Raw genomic sequence first — 21,714 nt, 5'->3', positions numbered from 1 at the left:
TTGCTCAAAATCTAAAGACCAGCCCAATCCCTGTGGGAGCGGCGGTTCGGCGCTCCGACTTGTCCCGCGAACACGGGCGGAGCCCGTGCCAGGCAGCGCGGTGTCCTTTTCGCGGGCAAGCCCGCTCCCACAGATTGTGGGGCAGCCCAGATGCTGCGCCAGCCTCGAAATCACAGGCTCAACCGTACTGCGCCTGAAACCGCCCGACCGTCTCCAGCAGAAAGCGATCCAGCACTCCAGTGTCGCTGCGCTCGCCACGCGCCACCTCGACCGTGTCGGCCCGCGCCAGCTCGGCCTCGATGAACCGGTGCAGCACGTCATCCCGCGGCCCGTGCTGCGTCTCGCCCGCCCGGCGCTTGCGCTCGAGCAACTGATCGATCGCCTGGCGCACATCCGCCTCATCGACGGTTCGCTCGAGCAGTGCCGTGAACGCAGTCGGAGGCATACCCAGGCCCTGGTCGATCCAGCGCACCGCCAGCAACGGGCGGATCACGTAGAGGTACTTCTTCAGCCGCACCGTGTCACCCGACAGATAGCCGCGCAGGTTCTTGCGGGCCATCGACAGGTAGTGATGGCGCACAGCGCGTGGCGAATAGAACGCACGAGCCAGCGCGCCCAGTTGCTCACGGGCCTGCTCGTCGGCCCGGTACACCAACGGCGAGCCCAGCCACTCGAGCAGGCTCGGATTGGCACCTCGCAGCAAACGCAATGCCTTGCGCAACTCCCAGCCACTGACGTCCAGCTCATCGCTCAGGGGTCGCTCGATCACATCGCGCGGTTCCTCCACGCGCAGGTACCACTCGGCACGCTGCACATAGACGAAACGCACGTCGTAGTCACTGTCCGGCGAGGCGAAGCCCCAGGCGCGGCTGCCGGACTCGCAGGCGTACAGCACAGTCACGTCATGCTCGCGCTCGATGCGCTGAAGTTCTTCGAGCACCCGCATGCGCATGGCGTCGGACAGTGGATGTGGGTCGTCCTGGTACATCTCTTCACTCCTTGTCAGGGCGCCCCTGGCGCCGCTTCAACCTTTCACACACACCACCTGACGCAGGGTGTGCACAACCTCCACCAGCTCGCGCTGGGCATGCATGACCGCATCGATATCCTTGTAGGCCATCGGAATCTCGTCGATCACACTCTTGTCCTTGCGGCACTCCACATGGGCCGTGGCACGCTGCTGGTCTTCCACGGTGAACAGGTTCTTGGCCTTGGTCCGGCTCATCACCCGCCCTGCACCGTGGCTGCACGAGCAAAAAGCCTCTTCATTGCCCAACCCACGGACGATGAAGCTCTTCGCGCCCATGGAGCCGGGAATGATGCCCAGCTCACCCTTCTGCGCCGATACCGCGCCCTTGCGGGTCACCAGCACTTCGCGCCCGAAATGTTGCTCACGCTGCACATAGTTGTGATGGCAGTTGACCGCCTCCAGGCTGGCCTCGAAAGGCCTGCCCAGCACCTTGCGGGTCGCTGCCACCACCGCCTGCATCATCAGTTCGCGATTTTGCCGGGCAAAGTCCTGCGCCCACTCCACCGCCTCGACATAGTCAGCGAAATGCCGGCTACCTTCCTCGAAATAGGCCAGGTCCTTGTCCGGCAAGTTGGCCAGGTGCTGACGCATGTCGGCCTGGGCAAGTCCGATGAACAGGTTGCCAATGGCATTGCCCACCCCACGCGAACCGCTGTGCAGCATGAACCAGACGCGATCGGCCTCGTCCAGGCAGACTTCGATGAAGTGGTTACCGCCGCCCAGGGTGCCGAGGTGGCTGCGGTTGTTGGTCTTCTCCAGTTGCGGATGCTTGTCGGTGATCACCTTGAAACGTCCAGCCAGGCGGCCCCAGGTCTGGTCGGCCTGGCTCGGCACTTCGCCCCAGGCGCCCTGGTCACGACGACCGAACGTCTTGCCATGGGGCACGGCCTTCTCGATGGCACTGCGCAGGCCATGCAAGTTGTCCGGCAGGTCGCGCGCGTGCAGCGAGGTGCGTGCGGCGATCATGCCGCAACCGATGTCCACGCCAACCGCTGCCGGGATGATCGCACCAACGGTGGGGATCACACTGCCGATGGTCGAACCCTTGCCCAGGTGCACGTCCGGCATCACCGCAAGGTGCTTGAAGATGAACGGCATGCGTGCGGTGTTCATCAGTTGCCGACGCGCGTCGTCCTCGACCGGCACGCCATCGGTCCACAGTTTGATCGGCTTGCCGCCGGCGACTTCCAACAGGTTCATGTCCTTGTTCCTCGTGTTCGATCAGCCTGCCTTGAGGCTGACCAAGCCATTCAATACCTGATCCAGACCACCGAATACCGAGATCCGGTCGATGCGTTCGGCCACCCGCTCCAGGGTTTCCAGCTCCTTCAGGCGCAGGGCCGTCGGGCTGCCTTCCATCACCTTGGCGGTGTTGAGCAGCGAGCGCGTCGCCTGGGTTTCCTCACGGCGACGAATCACGTTGGCCTGCGCCGCCTTTTCCGCCTCCACTACCTGCGCCAGCAGGGTCTTCATCTCGCCCGGCAGGATGATGTCGCGCACCCCGAGGCTGCTGATTTCCAGACCGCTGCCCGGCAGTTGCGTCTGCAGGTGGCGGCTGATGCTGTCGTCGATGAGCTGCTTGTCTTCCAGCAACTCGTCCAGGGTCCGAGTCCCCACTGCGGCGCGCAGACCGAATTGCAGTTCACGGTACAGGTGCTCCACCGGTTTGCTGAAGCGTGCATGGGCCATCAGCACGTCGGCATAGCGCCAGTTGGCGACCAGGTTCAGACGCAGGTTCACCTTGTCGCGGGTAAGGATTTCCTGGCCGCCGACCTCCAGCGCCTGCACACGGGTATCGACGGTTTCCACCGTCACCTGGCTGCCGCAGCGCCAGAAGCCATACTGCCCGGCTTCGAGCAAGTCGAACACGGCACCGTCGATCTTCAGCACGCCGACATGGAACGCCGGCACGCTGACCAGCAACACATGCTCAAGGCCGGCCATGCCCGGACGGTTCAAGCGTGCGAGCAATGCAGGCGCAACGCGCCGTCCGCCACTCAGGTCGACTCGCTCCAGGGTCTGCCGGGCCTGGCCCTTCCAGTACAGGCGACGGCTGTCCGGTGCCAGCAGCTCGACCAGCCGACCGTCCTCGAAACGCAGGCCCAGCTCATGCTCGCCCAGGTCCATGCGCTCGAAATACTGCTCGACCAACTGCGGCTGGTGCTGACGCAGGTAGCCTGCCAGCGGATGGTCGAACAGCGGGGAATTGAGGCTGAAGGTCTGCACCGTCAGCCGGTCGCGCCAGTCGACACGCGAATACTGCCCAGGCTCGAGGATGGCCTCGAAGTCGCCTTCATCGAGCAGCAGGCCACGTTCGTTCTTCTTCACGACAAAGCGTTTGAACAATTTCATCTTTCTATCCTTTTCATCCATATCCAGGGTTGCCGGTGGTGCCGGCACACCGGGCACTGCGGGCGAGACCTGGCGGAGTCAGGTACCGTGAGCAAGGCTCAGGCGGCGTCCTTCGTTGCGTCAGGTCCGGCCGGCAGGCCGGGTGGGCCGGCGGTGGTGCAGGCGTCCGTGGCCGTCGAGGGGCCATCCTGGCCCTGCTTGCCTGACCTGCACCGCACCAGCGGGTGTTACGTTCACAGCTACCTTAGGAGGGTAGTGCCGGGGCTTCCCGGCGAGCGTCTGTGCAGCCGTTTCACGGGTACTGCACAGGGCGACCGGTCGTTGCAGCGGCGGCATGCACGACACCGACACCTGAGTGGGTACGTGCACCAGCGGGGTCTCAACCCCTTGCCCTTGGGCCTGCCTGGCGATTCGGTCGAGAGGGATGTAGCGAGCGGCGTGCCAGCTTTTGGAAACTGCTCGAGTTATTTTTTAAATAGCTGATTTTTAACGATTTATTTTTTCAATCTGGTTTGCTGGCAATTTTAGTGGCAGCAGGAAACTCGATTACTCATATATGCTTGGATAAGACTTTATCTTTTGGGATAACTCCATGAGCAAAGCCCGTGTTGCCATCGGTTTTCTCGGCACCACCCTCGACCGCAATGGCAAGGGCGCCGCACGCTGGAACCGCTGGCGCCCCACGATCGGCCTGTGCCGCCAGCCAGACCTGCCGCTCGATCGCCTGGAGCTGATTCACGGCCCCGGCGTACGTGACGTCAGCCTGGCCGAACGCATCCGTGCCGACGTCCAGCAGGTGTCACCCCACACCGAGGTGCGACTGCACCCGCTCAGCCTGCGTAACCCATGGGATTTCGAAGAGGTCTATGGCGCCCTGCACGACTTCTCCAGCGGCTACCCCTTCGACACCGAGCGCGAGGACTATCTCGTGCACATCACCACCGGCACCCATGTCGCGCAGATCTGCTGGTTCCTGCTCACCGAAGCGCGCTACCTGCCCGCACGCCTGGTGCAGACCTCGCCCTCACGCAAGCACGACGAAGCCAGCGACCCGGCCGGTATCGCCACGCTGATCGACCTGGACCTGTCGCGCTACGACCTGATCGCTTCGCGCTTTCGCCGCGAGCAGGTCGAGGCGCAGTCGCTGCTCAAGTCCGGCATTGCCACGCGCAACGCGGCATTCAACCGCACCATCGAACAGATCGAGCGCGTCGCCCTGCGCTCGAAGGCACCGATCCTGCTGGTCGGGCCTACCGGCGCTGGCAAGTCGTTCCTGGCCCGGCGCATTCACGAGCTCAAGCGCGGCCGACACCAGTTGCAGGGGCGGTTCATCGAGGTCAACTGCGCGACCTTGCGCGGCGATGGCGCGATGTCGGCACTGTTCGGCCATGCCAAGGGCGCCTTTACCGGTGCGCAGAACGCCCGCGATGGCCTGCTGCGCGCGGCCGACGGCGGCATGCTGTTTCTCGACGAGATCGGCGAGCTTGGCGCCGACGAGCAGGCCATGCTGCTCAAGGCCATCGAAGAGAAGCGCTTCTTCCCGCTGGGCTCGGACCGCGAAGTGCAGAGCGACTTCCAACTGATCGCCGGTACCCATCGCGACCTGCGCGCGAAGGTCGCCGAAGGCTCGTTTCGCGAAGACCTGTTCGCCCGTATCAACCTGTGGACCTTCGCCCTGCCGGGGCTTGCGCAGCGGCGCGAAGACATCGAGCCGAACCTGGACTTCGAGTTGCAGCGCCATGCCCGCGAACAAGGCCGACAGGTGCGTTTCAACCTGGAGGCCAAGCGCAGCTACCTGACGTTCGCCCACGCCAGCGAAGCCCGCTGGGCCGGAAACTTCCGCGAGCTGTCGGCCTCGATCACGCGCATGGCGACGCTGGCCGACAGCGGGCGAATAGACGAAGCCCTGGTGGCAGAGGAGATCGAGCGTTTGCGTCATGCCTGGGGGCTGGAGGCCGAGAGCGAGCCGGTACTGGCCGGGCGCGAACTGGACCTGTTCGACCAGGTGCAGTTGCAGGCGGTGATCGACGTTTGTCGCCGCGCAGCAAGCCTGTCCGAGGCCGGGCGCCAATTGTTCGCTGTGTCGCGCCAGGAGAAGGCCAACCCCAACGACGCCGATCGCCTGCGCAAGTACCTGGCGCGATTCGGGCTGGATTGGCAGCAGGTGAAGGGTCAGGGGTGACAGCTAGACCGTAGGACATTTCTCAAGCTGAAACCAAATGCTTCGAGCCAAGCAGGCTTGGGAAGTATCCTACGCGCCTTGCCGAAGCTTCTCTGTTGTCGGGAAAGCACCTCAGGAATAACGTCCCTGGGTCGCGATGTTTGCGGCCGGGTGTGAGAACCCGTTGATGAGTAAAAGAGCATGTCTTTATGGCAGCCGCGCGCGGGCAGACTTCGGTCTGGCCGAGTTTTCTTTGCTCCCTCGGTTTTCTCACCCCGCGCGCGGCCGCCACCCAAAATCCTTGAGAAAGATGTGGCGGCTCCCTTGCACCAAGGAGTAAAGCCATGAAAAAGATCGTCCCCGACCCACCTCTCCTGACTGCCGGCCTGGAAACTTTCAATGAATCCGGCAACCCGCCTGTGGACATGTTCCGCATCCTGCCCGGCATTCCCGCCGAACATGCCTACGACGAAGTGATGAACCTGCTCGCCTGCATCCGCCACCTGCTGCACGAAGGGCTGATGGAGCAGGACGCCCGGCTGCTGACCGCCGCCGACTACCTGAGCGCCTTTGCCAAAGCGCTGATGACGGATGTCGAGCGCGGCAGGCTGCACTGATCTGAGGGCAACTGTCTGACCCAAAATTTAAAGTTCAGCCCAATCCCTGTGGGAGCGGCGGTTCGGCGTCCCGACTAGTCCCGCGATCGGGCGCGCAGCGGCCGTAAAACCAGGCCCCGAGGTGTTTCAGGAAAAGATAGTCGCCTGGATTGCGGCCGCTGCGCGCCCGATCGCGGGACAAGCCCGCTCCTACAGGGATCGAGTGGGAAGCGGGCATCGACTTAAGCAGGGCTTGCCAGCAAACGGTCGGTTTGCGGTATGCTCCCCCGGTCTTCAGGGCGGGGTGAAAGTCCCCACCGGCGGTAAATCGAAAGATGAGCCCGCGAGCGCCCCGGCCATGCCGGGGGTCAGCAGATCTGGTGAGACTCCAGAGCCGACGGTCATAGTCCGGATGAAAGAAGGCGCAAGCGCGGGGCCATCGGGCGCCCTTGCGCGCGCATTTTGTTCGCCCCGAGACGTTCATCGATCATTCACGAGGAGCGTTTCATGTCCACCTTGCACCACTCGAAATTCCCCAACGTCACCGCCGCCATCGCCGCCTTCCAGGCCGGGCGCCCCGTGCTGCTGCTCGACGACGACGATCGCGAGGACGAAGCCGATATCGTTGCCGCTGCCGAAAACCTGTCGCTGCAGACCATGGCCATGATGATTCGCGATTGCAGCGGCATCGTCTGCCTGTGCCTGGATGAAGCCACGGTCGATGCCCTGCAGCTCGCACCCATGGTGCAGAACAACCAGGCCCGCCACGGCACCGGATTCACCGTCACCATCGAGGCGGCCGAGGGTGTGAGCACCGGCGTGTCGGCCCAGGACCGGATCACCACCATCGAGGCCGCACTGCGCTCGACCGCCGAGCAGCGTCACATCGTCAGCCCTGGCCATGTGTTCCCATTGCGTGCGCGTGATGGCGGCGTGCTGACCCGTCGCGGCCATACCGAAGGCTCGGTGGACCTGGCGCGGCTGGCCGGGTTGCGACCAGCAGCGGTGCTGTGCGAGCTGATGAACCCCGACGGCAGCATGGCCCGGGGCGAGCAGGTGGCCGTGTATGCGCGCCAGTACAACCTGCCGGTAGTGACCATCGAGGAGCTGGCGCGCTATCGCGAAGCAATGCTGGAGCTTGAGGCACAACCCGCCTGATCTGCAGCGCGGCTCTTTGGTAGGTGCGGGCTTGCCCCGCTCCTACCAGTACAGCACTCAGCGCAGCCCCAGTTGCCCCTTGAGATAGGCGTACAACATCGCCGCACTCTTGCGATAACCCTCGGCAGTCAGGTGTACCAGGTCTGGTCGCCCCAGGCCGCTGGCCTGCCAGGCGACAATCGAGCACGGCCCGCCCATTCCTGCCTGCCAATCCCAGAACAGTGCCTTGTACTTCTGCGCCGCCTGGCGCTGGATGCGGATCACGCTCGCCAGCGGCTGTGGCTGGCGCGCAGCGCAACTGGCGGCCTTGCGCTGCTTGATCGAATCGGGCGGCCCGACCAGCAGGATGGCCGCCTTGGGCATTTCCTGGCGCAACCGGGCCAAGGTGACCTCCAACTGCGACTGGTACAGGGCAAGATCGAGCTTGTCGTCGAAGGCTTCGTTGGTGCCATAGGCCAGGATCACCAGGTCAGGCCGCAGCGCCTTGAGCGTGCCTTGCCAACCCGCCTGCCACTTGTCGACCACCTCTAGCCGTGCGCCGTTGATACCCAGCGACGAATAGGTGACCCCGGCGTTTTTCTGGCCCTGGATATACCAACCACCCAGCGCCACGCCCTGGACACCCTCCACACTCAGTTGCACCGGCAGGCCGAGATTGATGAAGGCTGGGCTGAAGCGCCACTCACCGTTGGTGGCCGGCAGCATGCGGCGCTGGCTGCCGTTGGCCACCAACGTGCTGCTGCGCGTTGCCTGATACAGGGCCGAGATCCGGTAGCGTTGTTCGTCGGGGTCGCGGGCCTGGATCTTCACGCCGGGGCGATCGACCACCGGCAGCGACAGGTAGCCACCCAACGGAAACTGGCTGCTCTGCTGGTTGCGCGCAGAAACCAGTTCCCACTGACGGCGCTCGCTGGTGACGATCACCCGGTCGTTGCGAATTCCCGGCACGGGCGAGGCCGGCACCAGGCCAATGCCACCGTCGCCATAGCGGGCCTGCAGCAGCTTGCGCAACTCACCGCTGAACAGGTCGGCAGCGGTGTGCGAATCACCCAGCTGGACGATGGAAATGGGCGCACGGCCGGCGTTGCGGAACTTGCCGGCGAGCAGCGCGAGGTTGCCGTCGTCGCGCACATTGGCGACAACGGCGGGCTTGGCCGCAGGCTGGGGTGGCGCGCTGGCGCCGGTGCTGCACGCGGGCAAGGCGCTGATCAGCAGCGCCACGCCCAGCAGGTGATGCCATAGGCGCATCTCAATGTCCTGTTGCAGTCAGGACCGGGAAGCTGATCAGTGACAGTACCTGCGCGGCGATCATCTTCTGGCCCGTGATGGTGAAATGAATGCCGTCGTCGACCCGGACCTTGACCCGCTTGCCCTCCGGCGTCTGCACCGTATACGAGAACTGCTCGTCGGGATAGCCGAGAATCGGGTTGGCCGAGACGTAGTGCTGGCCGAATTGCTGGGTGCGCTCCTGATAAAGGCCACTGAGGTAGCTCATCGCCGTCGACAGCCGCGACTTCTCCATGTTCGGCGGGCCGACCCAGATCACCTGGACATTGTGCTCGCGGGCCTGCTCGAGGATCGCGTCGATGCGCTCACGGTAGGCCACTTCCCACTCCGGCGACTTGAAACGCAGGAACGGCTTGCCCTTGCCCTGGGGCATGTCCCACGGGTCGTTAGGGCCGAGGAATACCACCATCAGGCGGACCTTCGGCGCGCTGGCGAGCGTGTCGGCCACGGTCTTCGGCCAGTTGAAGAAGCCCGGGTAGGCAAGCCCGGTGCTTTGCCGACTGAGGTTGATGGTGTGGATCTGGTAGCGCTTGCGCAGGCTGTTGGCCAGGTGCGGGGCGACGCCCTGCATCAGCGAGTCCCCCACCAGGAACACTTCATCGCCCGCCGCCAACGACGCCAGGGTGCCCGGTGCCACCATCTGCGGCAGCGGTGGCTTCACGACCACGGCAGCGGGCGGTGGCGCCAGTGCCGGTGCCGGTGCCGGTGCCGGTGCCGGTGCGACAGGGTGCGGGGCAGCTGTAGCGACATGCTCAGGCCTGGCCACAGGCGCCTGCAGATCGACACTCACCACCGGCATCGGCGGCGGCAGTTCCACCACAGGCTCTGTACTCGCCACCGCAACCTGCCCGTTGAGGCTGTCGAGGAAGCTGTCACGGCCCTGCTCCAGCGCTGTGGTCAGGCCCGCGCCCAGGCGCCAGGCTGGCAACTGCCCCAGCACCGGCAGTTCGCAACTGTCGTGATACTTCTGCTGGCAATACAGGCTGATCGAGTCCTGGTTCAGCCAGAACAGCAGGCCTGTGGCGACCACCATGGCATACAGCGTGCGCGCCGCGCCCATCTGCACCCGGACCAGCTGACGGATATCAGAAGCTTGCATAGATGAACCCCGGCACACCCGATTGCGACGCGAAGATCACCAGCGACACGAAGATCGCCAGTGGCAGTGGGTACAGTTGCCAGGGCAGGCGCTGGCTAGCTACGAAGCCCTGGCGCAGGGACGCCAGCCACTGTGGATACGTGGCGACGTACAACACACAGGCCAGCAGCGCTACACCGGTGGCCGAGTCGAGCCCGGCCAGGCTGACCTGGGCGATATCGCCAAGCATCTCCCAGGCGCCATCCAGGGTTGGGCTGCGGAAGAAGATCCAGGCGAAGGCGACGTAGTGGAACGTCAGCAGGCGCGCCAGCAGCCCGCTGCCCGGCAGGCGCACAAAGCCCGGCCACAACTGCTCGAACAGCTTGTACAGGGCCAGCCCCACCCCATGCAGCGCGCCCCAGAGGATGAAATTCAGACTCGCGCCGTGCCACAGCCCGGAGATCAGCATGGCCAACAGCATGTTCAGGTTGCCGCGCCACACCCCTTTGCGATTGCCGCCCAGGGGGATGTAGATGTAGTCACGAATGAAGCGCGACAGGCTGATGTGCCAGCGCCCCCAGAACTCCTTGAGGTTGCGCGCGGCATAAGGCGCGTTGAAGTTCTCCGGCAGGCGAAAACCCAGCAGCAGGGCGATGCCGGTGACCAGGTTGGTATAGCCGCTGAAGTTGAAATAGATCAGGAAGCTGTAGCCATAGACGCTGAGCAGCACCTGCTCGGGCGTGAAGCTGCCCGGGGTTTCGAATACCGGATCGACCCACTGGCTGCCCAGCCAGCCGCTGAGCAGGAACAGCTTGACCACCGCCAGGGCGATCAGGCCAAGCGCCCGCTGCGGCTCCAGCACTTCACGCATGGCCTGCGGGCGGATCTGCGGCAGCAGATGCGCCGCGCGATTGACCGGGCCTGCGATCAGGCTGGGGAAGAAGGCCAGGTACAGCGCCAGGTCCACCGGCGGCGCCGAGACCATCTCGCCGCGGTTGATCGACACCAGGTAGCTGACCGAATGGAAGGCATAGAACGAAAGGCCAATCGGCACCAGCAGCTCGAGCACCGGCAGCGACACCTCGAGCCCGACAGCCGTGAATGCGCCCTGCACACTGGCGGCGAAGAACTCCTGGTATTTGAAGAGGTAGAAACACCCCAACACCAGCGCCAGCAGTAAAACGCCATTGAGCCAGCGGCCGGGCTGGCGCGCAGCCAGCAACCCCAGCAGATACACCAGCACGCTGTAGCCGAGCAGGATGTACAACGATTGCAGGCTGAAACTCGCCACCAGCCCGTAGCTGGCCGCAAGCAGCAGCAGGTTCTGCAGGCGCAGGCTCCAGCACAGGCTCCAGTAGACAATGAAGAAGAGCGTGAAACAGAGGCCGAATTCGATCGAAAGGAAGCTCACAACGTAGTCCGTTACGTGACGTCGAGAAGAAGATGGCCCAAGGCTATCAAGATGCCCAGGCCAGAGCGCGCGGGATTATGGCAGAGCCCCCATGGGGTCACAATCCGACCACGTCTCAAATTGCAATAAGAAACTTCTGAAGCAAGTGCAACAAAATACTACTAACGGATTGCCTCCTGGGAGGTACCGCAATTTGCTCCCCCCGCCCCGCTCTGCTAGTGTCGCGCCGTTAAAAACGCCACCGAGACAGTCGCCATGGCCCGCAAGAAAACCTCCATCGATTTCGAACAATCCCTCGCCGACCTGCAAGCCCTGGTCGAGCGCCTGGAGACCGGCGAGCTGTCGCTGGAAGAGTCGCTGGCAGCGTTCGAGCAGGGGATCGCCCTGACCCGCGACTGCCAGGGCGCGCTGGCCCAGGCCGAACAGAAGGTGCAGATCCTCCTGGAGCGTGACGGCGAACTGGCCGCCGAGCCCTTCGACGCGGAACCGCAGGAATGATCAACAGCTACCAGAGCGCCTGCCAGGCGCGCGTCGACGCCGCCCTCGAGCCGCTGTTCGTGGCGCCGTCCAAGGAGCTCGAACGACTCTACGCAGCGATGCGCTACAGCGTGATGAACGGCGGCAAGCGTGTACGCCCGCTGCTCGCCTACGCCGCCTGCGAAGCCTTTGGCGTTGCGCCCGAGCAAGCCAACGGCGCAGCCTGTGCGGTAGAGCTGATCCATGCCTACTCGCTGGTGCATGACGACCTGCCGGCCATGGACGACGACGACCTGCGCCGCGGTCAGCCGACCACCCACAAGGCATTTGACGAAGCCTGCGCGATCCTCGCTGGCGACGGCCTGCAGAGCCTGGCCTTCAGCGCGCTGCTCGATGCGCACCTGAGCCCGCAGCCTGACGCCATCCGCCTGGCCATGGTCCAGGCCCTGGCCAAGGCCGCAGGCCCGGCCGGCATGGTCGGCGGCCAGGCCATCGACCTCGGTTCGGTCGGGGTCAAGCTCGACCAGCAGGCCCTGGAATACATGCACCGGCACAAGACCGGCGCACTGATCGAGGCCAGCGTGCGTCTCGGCGCCCTGGCCAGCGGCCGTGCCGAAGCCACCCAACTGGATGCCTTGCAGACTTATGCACAGGCCATCGGCCTCGCGTTCCAGGTGCAGGACGACATCCTCGACGTCGAAAGCGATACCGCCACCCTGGGCAAGCGCCAGGGCGCCGACATCGCTCGTGACAAACCAACCTACCCCGCCCTGCTCGGCCTGGATGCCGCCAAGGCCTATGCGATCGAACTGCGCGACCAGGCGCTGGTCGCACTTGAAGGGTTCGGCGAAAGCGCCGAGCCGCTGCGGGCGCTGGCGCGCTATATCGTCGAGCGCCGCCATTAAGCGTTGATGCCAATCCCCTGTGGGAGCGGGTTTACCCGCGAATGCGATGCCGGGCCTACCGCCGTCTTCGCGGGCAAACCCGCTCCCACAGGGTCGGCGTAACCCGTGGTCCAATGGGCACTTTTCCCACAATGGGGTAAACTGCCGCGTCTTCAAACCTATAACGACTCGCCTGATGCCCACGACGTTTCAAGAGATCCCCCGCGAACGCCCGGTCACGCCTCTGCTGGACCGCGCCGACACGCCAGCCGGCCTGCGCCGGCTAGCCGAAGCCGACCTGGAGAGCCTGGCCGACGAACTGCGCCAGGAGCTGCTCTACACCGTGGGCCAGACTGGCGGGCACTTCGGCGCAGGCCTAGGCGTCATCGAGCTGACGATCGCCCTGCACTACGTCTTCGACACCCCGGACGATCGTCTGGTATGGGACGTCGGTCATCAGGCCTACCCGCACAAGATCCTCACCGGTCGTCGCCAGCGCATGCTCAGCCTGCGCCAGAAGGACGGCGTCGCTGCCTTCCCGCGTCGCAGCGAGAGCGAGTACGACACCTTCGGCGTCGGCCACTCGAGCACCTCGATCAGCGCCGCACTGGGCATGGCCATCGCCGCTCGTCTGCAGAACGACCCGCGCAAGTCCATCGCCGTGATCGGTGACGGCGCGCTGACCGCTGGCATGGCCTTCGAAGCGTTGAACCATGCCCAGGAAGTCGATGCCGACATGCTGGTGATCCTCAACGATAACGACATGTCGATCTCGCGCAACGTCGGCGGGCTGTCCAACTACCTGGCCAAGATCCTGTCCAGCCGCACCTACGCGAGCATGCGCGAAGGCAGCAAGAAAGTGCTGTCGCGCCTGCCCGGCGCCTGGGAGATCGCCCGGCGCACCGAAGAGTACGCCAAGGGCATGCTGGTGCCCGGCACCCTGTTCGAGGAGCTGGGCTGGAACTACATCGGCCCGATCGACGGTCATGACCTGCCGACGCTGATCGCCACCCTGCGCAACATGCGCGACCTCAAGGGCCCGCAGTTCCTGCACGTGGTCACCAAGAAAGGCAAGGGTTTCGCCCCCGCCGAGGTCGACCCGATCGGCTACCACGCCATCACCAAGCTCGAACCTGTCGACAAGCCCGCCGCGCCGAAAAAGCCCAGCGGGCCCAAGTATTCCGCCGTGTTCGGGCAGTGGCTGTGCGACATGGCCGGCGCCGACAACCGCCTGGTGGGCATCACTCCAGCAATGAAGGAAGGTTCGGACCTGGTCGCCTTCAGCGAGCGCTTCCCGGAGCGCTACTTCGACGTGGCGATCGCCGAGCAGCACGCCGTCACCTTCGCTGCCGGCATGGCCTGCGAAGGCGCCAAGCCGGTGGTGGCGATCTACTCGACCTTCCTGCAGCGCGCCTACGACCAGCTGATCCACGACGTGGCGGTACAGGACCTCGACGTGCTGTTCGCCATCGACCGCGCCGGCCTGGTCGGCGAGGACGGTCCGACCCACGCTGGCAGCTTCGACCTCTCGTACCTGCGCTGCATCCCCGGCATGCTGGTGATGACCCCGAGCGACGAGAACGAGCTGCGCAAGATGCTCAGCACCGGGCACCTGTACAAAGGCCCGGCCGCCGTACGCTACCCGCGCGGCACCGGCCCCAACGCGCCGATCGACGGGGACCTGGAGCCACTGGAAATCGGCAAGGGTGTGATTCGTCGCCAGGGTTCGAAAGTCGCGCTGCTGGTGTTCGGCGTGCAACTGACCGAAGCGCTGCAGGTGGCCGAGCAGATCGATGCCACGGTGGTCGACATGCGCTTCGTCAAGCCGCTCGACGAAGCGCTTGTACTGGAGATGGCCGGCAGCCATGAGCTGCTGGTGACCATCGAGGAAAACGCCATCATGGGCGGCGCCGGTGCGGCGGTCAGCGAGTTCCTGGCGCGTGAGGCGGTGGTCAAGCCACTGCTGCACCTGGGCTTGCCGGATATCTATGTCGAGCATGCCAAGCCTGCGCAGATGCTGGCCGAGTGCGGGCTGGATGCTGCCGGTATCGAAGCTTCCGTCAAAGCCCGAATGGCCAAGCTCGGCCTCTAAGGCCCTTTCGCGGGCAGTCGGCGCGGCGCTCCGACCGCCCGCGAATGCTATTGTACTGCCCATGAAAATCCTGACCTTCGCCCCGCTGCTGTGCCTCCCTCTTCCGCTGCTGGCCGCCGAGCGCGACGACGCTCTCAAGCTCTCCGACACCCTGATCAGTGCCAATCGCCAGGTCGAGTCGCGCACCGCCACCAGCGCCGCCAACAGCGTCTTCACCCGTAACGATATCGATCGCCTGCAACCCAGCAGCGTCACCGAACTGCTGAGCCGCGTGCCTGGTGTGCAGGTGGCGCCGACCGGGGGTCGGGGCAGCCTGCCGGGTATATTCATCCGCGGCACCAAGGCCGCACAGAGCCTGGTGCTGGTCGATGGCGTGCGCATCGCCAACGCCACCTCCGGCGACAGCGGCCTGCAGTTTCTCGACGTCGACCAGATCGAGCGCGTCGAAGTGCTGCGCGGCTCGCGCTCGGCGGTCTACGGCAGCGACGCCATCGGCGGGGTGATCCAGATCTTCACCCGACGCGCCAGCGGCCCCGGCCTGCAACCGCGGCTGCGCCTGGCGGCCGGCAGCAACCAGACCTTCCAGCGCAGCCTGGGACTGTCCGGTGGCGATGGCCAGACACGCTTCAACCTCGGCGCCAGCCTCGACGAAACCGCAGGCATCGATTCGACCGGGCCGTCCTTCGCCAGCGATGGCGATCACGACGCCTACCGCAACAAATCTTTCAACCTGAGCCTGAGCCACACCTTCGGTGAGCGCTTCGAGGCCGGGGTGAACCTGCTCGACAGCCGCGGGCGCAGCGAATACGACAACCCCTTCGGCCGATTCGACCCAGTCAGCTTCGAAAGCTTCGGCCAGAAACCCTACACCGACTTCACCGTCAGCAGCCTGGGCACCTATATCGATGCCCAGCTCAGCGACCTCTGGCATTCGCGCGTGGAGATCGGCCACAGCGAGAACCGCGACCGCAAGCGCGACAAGCTCAGCGACGATGGCAGCGTATTCAACACCTATCGCGACCAGATCACCTGGCAGAATGATCTCGCCCTCGATGCACGGAACAACCTCTCGCTGGGCGCCGACTGGTATCAGGACCGGGTGCATGGCAGCACCGACTTCGCCGAGGACAGGCGCTACAACCGGGCAGCCTTCCTCCAGCATCGCTACAGCGGCGAAAGTTTCTCCACCGAATTGGGTGTGCGGCGCGACCAGAACCAGCAGTTCGGCGGCCAGACCACCTGGAGCGCCAGCCTGACCCTGCCGCTGAACACCGACAACGACCTGCTGCTGTCGTACAGCGAAGGGTTTCGCGCCCCCACCTTCAACGACCTGTACTACCCGCAGTACAGCAACCCTGACCTCGACCCTGAGCGCTCCAGGAGCTACGAACTGCAATGGCGCAGCCAGTTGAGCGACAGCAGCCGCCTGGAAACCTCGCTGTACCGCACCGATCTGCGCGATGCGATCATCTTCGGCGAGGGCTCGATCCCGCGAAACGTTGCCTCGGCGCGGATCAACGGCATGGAGATGTCACTGACCCAGGACTGGGGCCCCTGGCGCAGCCAGCTTGGCCTGGCGCTGATCGACCCACGTGACCGTGACACCGGCCATACCCTGGCTCGCCGCGCCCGCCGAACCTTGAGCCTGGACCTGGACAGGCAGTTCGAGCGCTTCAGTATGGGGGCGAGCTGGCAGGCATTGAGCAACAGCTATGACGACGAGGCCAATCGCAACAGGCTCGGCGGTTATGCACTGCTGGGCCTGCGCGGCAGCTGGGCGGCCAGCGATGCGCTGAAGTTCGAGGCCAAGGTGGATAACCTGCTGGACAAAGGCTACAGCCGCGCGCTCTACAACTATGACGGCAATGACTACGGCTACCGCGAAGAAGGCCGCACCTGGCTGCTGAGCCTTACCTGGACACCGGCGCTGTAGACGCCAGCAGCGCACACAGGCGCGCCGTCGCTTCGATCATCTGTCCGCTGGGGCGCTCCAGGCCCCTGTCGGGCACCACCAGCAGGTGCCCACCGGCAACGGCGCTGAGCTTTGGCCAGGCCTTCCAACCAGCCAACTGCGCAGCGTCACCGGCAAGGATCACATCAGGGTCGCGCGCCAGCACCGACTCGACGTTCACCTGCGGCGCAGGCTGCTCAAGGTCGGCAAAGACGTTGCGCGCCCCACAGACCGTCAGTGCATCACTCACCACCTGACGGCCCCCCAGGGTGTACAACGGCTGATCCCAGACCTGATAGAACACCTTGAGTGGCTGCTCGCGGCGATAGCGCTCGCGCAGTTCGGCCAGGCGCTCGCGCAACCTCTCAGCGTAACGCTGCCCCTGCTCGGCACGCCCCAGGCGCACGGCGATGGCCTGGATCTGCCCGATCAGTTGCTCAAGGTCCTGGGGCTCGCTGCTGAACGTGGTAATCCCCAGCTGACGCAACTGGTCGCGCTGGGCCGGGGGCACGCTGCCGGGCCAGAGCAGCAGCAGGTCGGGCTTGAGCGCCAGCAGGTGTTCCATGTCCAGCTGCCCGTAGCGCCCGACCGATGGCAGATCCTTCAGACGCTGCGGCCGCTCGCCGCTGTCGAGCACGCCCACCAGCAAATCGTCCGCCTCAAGCTCCAGGACGATCTCGGTCATCGACGGCCCGAGGCTGATCACGCGCGGCCCTGCCTCGGCAAATGCACCGATCGACAGCAGCACGGCAACGAAGAAGGCGCGCATCAGCCCAATTGGCGCGGGATGCGATAGAGGTAGAGCAGCACCACGGTAGACAGCGCCAGCAGCACCTGCGGCACCGCCTCCAGCCCCACCAGCACCGAGAGCGCGGCGATCCAGGCCGGGAAGCAGGCGTAGGTCATCGCCAGACGACGAACCCGCGCCAGTTCGATCCAGGCGGCGGGCTCTTCGGGGGTGTCGAGCACCTTGGAGGTGGCGATCAGCGCCCGCTTGTAGGCACCGAAGCGCGGCAGGCTGAGAAACATGGTGGCCGCACCGGCAATGAACAGTGGCATCGCCAGCACCGGAATCAGCGCTTCACTGCCACCAAAAGCCCAGGCCATGACCAGTAGCGGCACCAGCCCGACAGCCAGATACTGCCACCAGGCCAGCGCCAGGCGCCGCTTCACCTGGCCACGGGTCACGCCTGGGGCGCCTCGCCCTGGTGACGGTTGCCCATCATGTGACCGAGCTTGTCGGCCTTGGTCGCCAGGTACAGGCGGTTGTGCGGGTTGTGGCCAGTGTGCAGCGGCACGCGTTCGGCAACCACGATGTTCATGTCGGTCAGGGCTTTGACCTTGCGTGGGTTATTGGTCATCAGGCGCAGCGACTTGACGCCCAGGTGCTCGAGCATCGGCAGGCACATGGCGTAGTCACGCTGGTCGGCCGCAAAGCCCAGGCGCTCGTTGGCCTCGACGGTATCGGCGCCGCCATCCTGCAGCTCATAGGCGCGGATCTTGTTCAACAGGCCGATGCCTCGACCTTCCTGACGCAGGTACAGCAACACGCCACGACCTTCACGGGCGATGGCCTGCAGCGCGGCTTCCAGTTGCGAGCCGCAGTCGCAACGCTGGCTGAACAGAGCGTCGCCGGTCAGGCATTCGGAGTGCAGACGCCCGAGCACCGGTTCACCGTCGGCGATATCACCCAGGCTGAGCACCACATGCTCGCGGCCGGTGGCTTCGTCGAGAAAGCCATGCATGGTGAATGTCGCAAAGGGCGTTGGGAGTTTGGAGGCGGCAACAAAGACGACGGGCACGTTGTGCTCCTGATAAGTAGGAAATTTCAATGGGCCAGATTGTATCAGCAGCCCAGCGGGCATGCGCAGGCTGAATCTCGCGGCTTAAGATCGAAAAGTTCGATGCATAGGCTCGCCCGATACGCCCCCCGCGGTCGGAGCCTCGGCGATCAATGCGGCTGGCTGTCGGAAGCGAACGGGTACGGCTGCTTCCAGCGTTCGAAGATCGAGCGCAGCTCGCCACTGCGTACCAGCTTCTCCATGCGCTGGTCGAACAGGTCGCGCAGGGCCTTGCCTTGATCGCTGCGGGTAAAGGCCAGATACAGCGGCAGCTCAGCGATGTGGGTGCGGCGGAAGTCCTGCGGCTTGCTGGCCTGGTGCAGCACGTAATTCACTTCGGTTTCGGCATCGATATAGAAATCCACCCGGTCATGCTCCAGCATCGGCAGGATGCCTTCGCGGCGCTGGATCTCGCGGAAGTTTTTCACATCGGGCAGGTAGCTCTGGTAGTCATAGCCGCGCACCCACGCCAGGCGGTACTCGCCGACGCTGTTCAGCGTCGGAACCGGCTTGCTGGCGAGCCCCAATGCATAGATATGGTCCATATCGAAGTGCCAGCGCGGGTAGAGGTTGTCTTCGTTCTCCTGCTTGTACGAACCCACCCAGGCATCGGCCTCGCCGCGCCTGACCAGCCCGACTGCACGGCTGTAAGGCGCGCTCGTTACCTCGACCTTCACCCCGGCCGGTTCGAACACCTTGCGCAGCACATCCCAGGCAACCCCGCTGCCATCGGCGTTGGTGTAGTCGATCCACTCCTCGCTGACCAGCCGCACCTGCTTCGGCAACTCAACGGCCCCGGCTCTCCAGGGCAGGAAAACCAGCATCAGCGCCAGCAGCACAGTCCGTATGGCCATCGACCCGCTCCCTGTATCAGGCTACCGCCCAAACCAGCACTTGCATGCCCAGCCAGGCGAACACGCCAGCCAGGATATCGTCGAGCATGATGCCGACACCGCCGTGCACATGGCGGTCGATCCAGCGGATCGGCCAAGGCTTGAGTATGTCGAAGAAGCGGAACATCAGGAACCCTGCGAGCAGCCACTGCCAACCTTCGGGCACCAGCCACAAGGTGATCCACATGCCGACCATCTCGTCCCAGACGATGCCTTCATGATCGTGCACGCGCAAGTCGTTCGCCACCTTGCCGCACAGCCAGAAGCCGAACAGCATGGTGATTCCCAGCAGCAGCCAGTAGCCCCAGTCCGGCAGCATCTGCCACAGCGGGATGAACGGCAGCGCCACCAGCGAGCCCCAGGTCCCCGGCGCCTTGGGCAAGGTACCGGAGCCGAAGCCGAACGCGATGAAGTGCCATGGATTGCGCCAGACCGAAGGCGGAACGAACTCCGCAGGCACCTGATTGGGGTGGTCGGTCACGGTGTCTCCCTGAAATGTTGATAGCCCCGTTGCGTGGGGGTGATGTCACGACCCTGGCGATCACGCAGCGTGACGCCCTGCCCGTCCAGGACGCGGCCGATGACATGGACATGGATGAACCCCGGCAGCTGCAATGCCTGGTGTTGCGCGGCGGGGATGGTGAAGGCCAGCACATAGTCGTCGCCGCCGGTGAGCGCCGCGTGCACGGCAGCGTCACACCCGAGGAAAGCCTCCAGTTCGGTAGATACCGGAACCTGATGCTGGTTCACTTCGAGGGCGACGCCCGAGGCCCGGGCGATATGACCGCAGTCGGCAAGCAGGCCGTCGGAAACGTCCAGCGCCGCCGTGGCCTGGCCACGCAGCAGCTGGCCCAAGGTGAGCTGCGGCATCGGCGACCAGTACTGCGCAAGCAGCGCCTGGGCCTGTTCAGCCGGCGCCTGGCGCTCGCCCAACACCAGCGGCAAGGCCCCTGCGGCGTTGCCCAGGTTGCCGCCGACACACAGCAGGTCGCCCGGCCTGGCACCATCACGGCGCAAGGCCTGCCCGGCCGGAACCCGGCCAAACACAGTGACGGTGATGCTCAGGGGGCCGCGGGTGGTGTCGCCGCCGATCAGGCTCATGCGACAGCGGTGGGCCATACGCTGCAGGCCTTCGGCATAGGCTTGCAGCCAATCCGCGCTGACCTCGGGCAAGGTCAGGGCCAGGGTGAAGCCAATGGCAGTCGCGCCCATGGCCGCCAGGTCGCTCGCGGCCACGGCCAACGAGCGCTGGCCGAGCAGCGAGGGGTCGCAGACTGCCGGGAAGTGCACACCTGCGACCAGCGTGTCGGTGGAGACTGCCAGCTGTTCGCCGGCCGGCAGCTCCAGCAGGGCGCAATCGTCGCCGATCCCCAGGGCCACGCCGTCACCGCCCTGCGCACAAGGCGCGGCGGCAAAGAAGTGGCGGATCAGCTCGAACTCACCCATGGCTCGTCAGCGCCGCGATCAGCGCTTGTTGGCCTTGACTTCAGCTTCGCGCAGGTTGGGCGCGAGCTTGTCGAGCACACCGTTGACGAACTTGTGGCCATCGGTGGCACCGAAGACCTTGGCCAGCTCAACGCCTTCGTTGATCACCACGCGGTACGGAACGTCGACGCGCTTGATGAACTCCCAGGTGGACAGACGCAGCACGGCCAGCTCGACCGGGTCGAGTTCGTCCAGTGCCAGGTCCAGGCAAGGGCTGAGTGCGCTGTCGATTTCGCCCTTGATTGCCGGAACTCCGTGGAGGATTTCGCGGAAATAGGCACCGTCGACATCGGAGAAATCGTTATCGACCCGGAACTGAGCCTCGATCTCGTTCAGCGAATGCTGCGCCATGTGCCACTGGTAGAGCGCTTGCGTGGCGAGCTTGCGGGCTTCGCGACGCTTGGCACTCTTGGAGGGCTTGCCGGCATCCGCAGGTTTTGGATCGCGCGGGTTGAAACGATCGCTGTCGTCGCTAATCACTTGGCCTCCAACTGCGCCAGCAGGCTGACCATTTCCAGGGCGGACAGGGCAGCTTCGGCACCTTTGTTACCGGCTTTGGTGCCGGAACGCTCGATGGCTTGCTCGATGGAGTCGACGGTCAGCACGCCGAAGGATACCGGAACGCCGAACTCCATGGACACCTGGGCCAGGCCCTTGGTGCATTCGCCCGCCACGTATTCGAAGTGCGGGGTACCGCCACGGATCACTGCACCCAGGGCGATGATCGCGCTGTAGTCGCCTTGCTGGGCGACTTTCTGTGCCACCAGCGGGATCTCGAAGGCACCCGGGGCACGGATGATGGTGATGTCGCTTTCGCTGACGCCATGGCGAACCAGGGCATCGACGGCACCGCTCACCAGGCTTTCGACGACGAAGCTGTTGAAGCGGCCAACCACCAAAGCATAGCGACCTTTGGGGGCGATGAAGGTACCTTCGATGGTCTTCAGGGTCATTCCGGTATTCTCATATTAAAGAGCGAGGCCGCACCAGGCGGCCTTCGGGAGGGTTCGGACACGAG

At 64.8% G+C, this 21,714-nt stretch carries 21 protein-coding genes and 1 riboswitch; of the genes, 7 read left to right on the top strand and 14 right to left on the bottom strand.

What is annotated here, in order from left to right; translation table 11 throughout:
• Positions 1–178 precede the first annotated feature (178 nt).
• From ACTYOL_RS02885 to ACTYOL_RS02875, 3 genes are read right to left on the bottom strand one after another with little or no spacing between them, the layout of a single operon-like run.
• Positions 179–988, bottom strand: coding sequence for a nucleotidyltransferase domain-containing protein (locus ACTYOL_RS02885; RefSeq protein WP_444757513.1), 810 nt, complete (start codon positions 986–988; stop codon positions 179–181).
• A gap of 36 nt (positions 989–1,024) precedes the next feature.
• Entirely contained in the window at positions 1,025–2,230 is a 1,206-nt protein-coding gene (locus tag ACTYOL_RS02880; RefSeq protein ID WP_197893428.1) for an RtcB family protein, read from the bottom strand.
• Between the two features lie 21 nt (positions 2,231–2,251).
• Positions 2,252–3,382, bottom strand: coding sequence for a slipin family protein (locus ACTYOL_RS02875; protein WP_444757512.1), 1,131 nt, complete (start codon positions 3,380–3,382; stop codon positions 2,252–2,254).
• A 592-nt stretch (positions 3,383–3,974) separates the two neighbouring features.
• Between ACTYOL_RS02875 and rtcR the strand changes: the two genes are divergently transcribed.
• The 3 genes from rtcR to ribB all read left to right on the top strand — a co-directional run bounded on the left by rtcR (position 3,975) and on the right by ribB (position 7,297).
• Entirely contained in the window at positions 3,975–5,564 is a 1,590-nt protein-coding gene (gene rtcR, locus ACTYOL_RS02870) for an RNA repair transcriptional activator RtcR (RefSeq protein ID WP_444757511.1), read from the top strand.
• A 323-nt stretch (positions 5,565–5,887) separates the two neighbouring features.
• The gene (locus tag ACTYOL_RS02865) at positions 5,888–6,160 is read left to right on the top strand and encodes a DUF3077 domain-containing protein (protein WP_082421015.1); all 273 of its coding nucleotides are present in this window, start codon (positions 5,888–5,890) and stop codon (positions 6,158–6,160) included.
• Between the two features lie 265 nt (positions 6,161–6,425).
• Positions 6,426–6,567: riboswitch (FMN riboswitch) on the top strand.
• 79 nt (positions 6,568–6,646) lie between these two features.
• Positions 6,647–7,297 carry a 3,4-dihydroxy-2-butanone-4-phosphate synthase gene (ribB, locus tag ACTYOL_RS02860; RefSeq protein ID WP_054892761.1) on the top strand — a complete coding sequence of 217 codons (651 nt, stop codon included), beginning with the start codon at positions 6,647–6,649 and terminating at the stop codon, positions 7,295–7,297.
• Positions 7,298–7,354: 57 nt separating this feature from the next.
• Here ribB and ACTYOL_RS02855 read toward each other — a convergent pair whose 3' ends face one another.
• Genes ACTYOL_RS02855 through ACTYOL_RS02845 form a run of 3 tightly spaced genes read right to left on the bottom strand, consistent with a single transcriptional unit; the run spans position 7,355 to position 11,073 of the window.
• Entirely contained in the window at positions 7,355–8,545 is a 1,191-nt protein-coding gene (locus tag ACTYOL_RS02855) for an SGNH/GDSL hydrolase family protein (protein ID WP_444757510.1), read from the bottom strand.
• Between the two features lies 1 nt (position 8,546).
• Positions 8,547–9,683: an SGNH/GDSL hydrolase family protein gene (locus ACTYOL_RS02850; protein WP_444757509.1), complete on the bottom strand. Its 1,137-nt coding sequence runs from the start codon at positions 9,681–9,683 to the stop codon at positions 8,547–8,549.
• The gene (locus ACTYOL_RS02845) at positions 9,670–11,073 is read right to left on the bottom strand and encodes an MBOAT family O-acyltransferase (RefSeq protein ID WP_197893098.1); all 1,404 of its coding nucleotides are present in this window, start codon (positions 11,071–11,073) and stop codon (positions 9,670–9,672) included. Before ACTYOL_RS02845 ends, ACTYOL_RS02850 begins: the two co-directional genes overlap by 14 nt.
• Before the next feature lie 255 nt (positions 11,074–11,328).
• On the opposite strand from ACTYOL_RS02845, the gene ACTYOL_RS02840 reads away from it, so the two are divergent.
• The 4 genes from ACTYOL_RS02840 to ACTYOL_RS02825 all read left to right on the top strand — a co-directional run bounded on the left by ACTYOL_RS02840 (position 11,329) and on the right by ACTYOL_RS02825 (position 16,459).
• On the top strand, positions 11,329–11,571 hold the full coding sequence (locus tag ACTYOL_RS02840; RefSeq protein ID WP_054892757.1) for an exodeoxyribonuclease VII small subunit: 243 nt from the start codon (positions 11,329–11,331) through the stop codon (positions 11,569–11,571).
• Entirely contained in the window at positions 11,568–12,455 is an 888-nt protein-coding gene (ispA, locus tag ACTYOL_RS02835) for a (2E,6E)-farnesyl diphosphate synthase (protein ID WP_054892756.1), read from the top strand. The genes ACTYOL_RS02840 and ispA overlap by 4 nt, the downstream gene beginning before the upstream one ends.
• Before the next feature lie 175 nt (positions 12,456–12,630).
• Positions 12,631–14,526 carry a 1-deoxy-D-xylulose-5-phosphate synthase gene (gene dxs, locus ACTYOL_RS02830; protein WP_444757508.1) on the top strand — a complete coding sequence of 632 codons (1,896 nt, stop codon included), beginning with the start codon at positions 12,631–12,633 and terminating at the stop codon, positions 14,524–14,526.
• 61 nt (positions 14,527–14,587) lie between these two features.
• On the top strand, positions 14,588–16,459 hold the full coding sequence (locus tag ACTYOL_RS02825; RefSeq protein ID WP_444757507.1) for a TonB-dependent receptor domain-containing protein: 1,872 nt from the start codon (positions 14,588–14,590) through the stop codon (positions 16,457–16,459).
• Here the strand turns inward: ACTYOL_RS02825 and ACTYOL_RS02820 are convergent.
• From ACTYOL_RS02820 to ribH, 8 genes are all read right to left on the bottom strand, one after another.
• Positions 16,437–17,246 carry a cobalamin-binding protein gene (locus ACTYOL_RS02820; RefSeq protein WP_444757506.1) on the bottom strand — a complete coding sequence of 270 codons (810 nt, stop codon included), beginning with the start codon at positions 17,244–17,246 and terminating at the stop codon, positions 16,437–16,439. The genes ACTYOL_RS02825 and ACTYOL_RS02820 overlap by 23 nt on opposite strands.
• On the bottom strand, positions 17,246–17,665 hold the full coding sequence (locus tag ACTYOL_RS02815; protein WP_200604029.1) for an MFS transporter: 420 nt from the start codon (positions 17,663–17,665) through the stop codon (positions 17,246–17,248). The genes ACTYOL_RS02820 and ACTYOL_RS02815 overlap by 1 nt, the downstream gene beginning before the upstream one ends.
• Positions 17,662–18,279 carry a GTP cyclohydrolase II gene (gene ribA, locus ACTYOL_RS02810; RefSeq protein ID WP_054893604.1) on the bottom strand — a complete coding sequence of 206 codons (618 nt, stop codon included), beginning with the start codon at positions 18,277–18,279 and terminating at the stop codon, positions 17,662–17,664. The genes ACTYOL_RS02815 and ribA overlap by 4 nt, the downstream gene beginning before the upstream one ends.
• A 149-nt stretch (positions 18,280–18,428) precedes the next feature.
• Positions 18,429–19,172, bottom strand: coding sequence for a substrate-binding periplasmic protein (locus ACTYOL_RS02805; protein ID WP_444757505.1), 744 nt, complete (start codon positions 19,170–19,172; stop codon positions 18,429–18,431).
• Between the two features lie 16 nt (positions 19,173–19,188).
• A complete protein-coding gene (locus tag ACTYOL_RS02800; protein WP_054893602.1) occupies positions 19,189–19,692 on the bottom strand; it encodes a phosphatidylglycerophosphatase A family protein in 504 nt (167 codons plus the stop codon).
• Positions 19,689–20,657 carry a thiamine-phosphate kinase gene (gene thiL, locus ACTYOL_RS02795; RefSeq protein ID WP_444757504.1) on the bottom strand — a complete coding sequence of 323 codons (969 nt, stop codon included), beginning with the start codon at positions 20,655–20,657 and terminating at the stop codon, positions 19,689–19,691. Before thiL ends, ACTYOL_RS02800 begins: the two co-directional genes overlap by 4 nt.
• Positions 20,658–20,675: 18 nt before the next feature.
• Complete coding sequence (gene nusB, locus ACTYOL_RS02790; protein WP_054893600.1) at positions 20,676–21,176, bottom strand: transcription antitermination factor NusB; 501 nt, start codon at positions 21,174–21,176, stop codon at positions 20,676–20,678.
• Positions 21,173–21,649, bottom strand: coding sequence for a 6,7-dimethyl-8-ribityllumazine synthase (gene ribH / locus ACTYOL_RS02785; RefSeq protein ID WP_054893599.1), 477 nt, complete (start codon positions 21,647–21,649; stop codon positions 21,173–21,175). Before ribH ends, nusB begins: the two co-directional genes overlap by 4 nt.
• Positions 21,650–21,714: the final 65 nt, after the last annotated feature.

It is taken from the genome of Pseudomonas sp. A014, assembly GCF_052378495.1.
Classification (GTDB): Bacteria; Pseudomonadota; Gammaproteobacteria; order Pseudomonadales; family Pseudomonadaceae; genus Aquipseudomonas; species Aquipseudomonas machongensis.
The sequence above is the reverse complement of the archived record's forward strand: the minus strand, read 5'-3'. Positions and strand labels throughout refer to the sequence as shown.

What these genes read in the sequence shown, in the direction of transcription:
- ACTYOL_RS02885 (WP_444757513.1), bottom strand. Translation starts at nt 988, where the DNA reads ATGTACCAGGACGACCCACATCCACTGTCCGACGCCATGCGCATGCGG.
- ACTYOL_RS02880 (WP_197893428.1), bottom strand. Translation starts at nt 2,230, where the DNA reads ATGAACCTGTTGGAAGTCGCCGGCGGCAAGCCGATCAAACTGTGGACC.
- ACTYOL_RS02875 (WP_444757512.1), bottom strand. Translation starts at nt 3,382, where the DNA reads ATGAAATTGTTCAAACGCTTTGTCGTGAAGAAGAACGAACGTGGCCTG.
- rtcR (WP_444757511.1), top strand. Translation starts at nt 3,975, where the DNA reads ATGAGCAAAGCCCGTGTTGCCATCGGTTTTCTCGGCACCACCCTCGAC.
- ACTYOL_RS02865 (WP_082421015.1), top strand. Translation starts at nt 5,888, where the DNA reads ATGAAAAAGATCGTCCCCGACCCACCTCTCCTGACTGCCGGCCTGGAA.
- ribB (WP_054892761.1), top strand. Translation starts at nt 6,647, where the DNA reads ATGTCCACCTTGCACCACTCGAAATTCCCCAACGTCACCGCCGCCATC.
- ACTYOL_RS02855 (WP_444757510.1), bottom strand. Translation starts at nt 8,545, where the DNA reads ATGCGCCTATGGCATCACCTGCTGGGCGTGGCGCTGCTGATCAGCGCC.
- ACTYOL_RS02850 (WP_444757509.1), bottom strand. Translation starts at nt 9,683, where the DNA reads ATGCAAGCTTCTGATATCCGTCAGCTGGTCCGGGTGCAGATGGGCGCG.
- ACTYOL_RS02840 (WP_054892757.1), top strand. Translation starts at nt 11,329, where the DNA reads ATGGCCCGCAAGAAAACCTCCATCGATTTCGAACAATCCCTCGCCGAC.
- ispA (WP_054892756.1), top strand. Translation starts at nt 11,568, where the DNA reads ATGATCAACAGCTACCAGAGCGCCTGCCAGGCGCGCGTCGACGCCGCC.
- dxs (WP_444757508.1), top strand. Translation starts at nt 12,631, where the DNA reads ATGCCCACGACGTTTCAAGAGATCCCCCGCGAACGCCCGGTCACGCCT.
- ACTYOL_RS02825 (WP_444757507.1), top strand. Translation starts at nt 14,588, where the DNA reads ATGAAAATCCTGACCTTCGCCCCGCTGCTGTGCCTCCCTCTTCCGCTG.
- ACTYOL_RS02820 (WP_444757506.1), bottom strand. Translation starts at nt 17,246, where the DNA reads ATGCGCGCCTTCTTCGTTGCCGTGCTGCTGTCGATCGGTGCATTTGCC.
- ACTYOL_RS02805 (WP_444757505.1), bottom strand. Translation starts at nt 19,172, where the DNA reads ATGGCCATACGGACTGTGCTGCTGGCGCTGATGCTGGTTTTCCTGCCC.
- thiL (WP_444757504.1), bottom strand. Translation starts at nt 20,657, where the DNA reads ATGGGTGAGTTCGAGCTGATCCGCCACTTCTTTGCCGCCGCGCCTTGT.
- ribH (WP_054893599.1), bottom strand. Translation starts at nt 21,649, where the DNA reads ATGACCCTGAAGACCATCGAAGGTACCTTCATCGCCCCCAAAGGTCGC.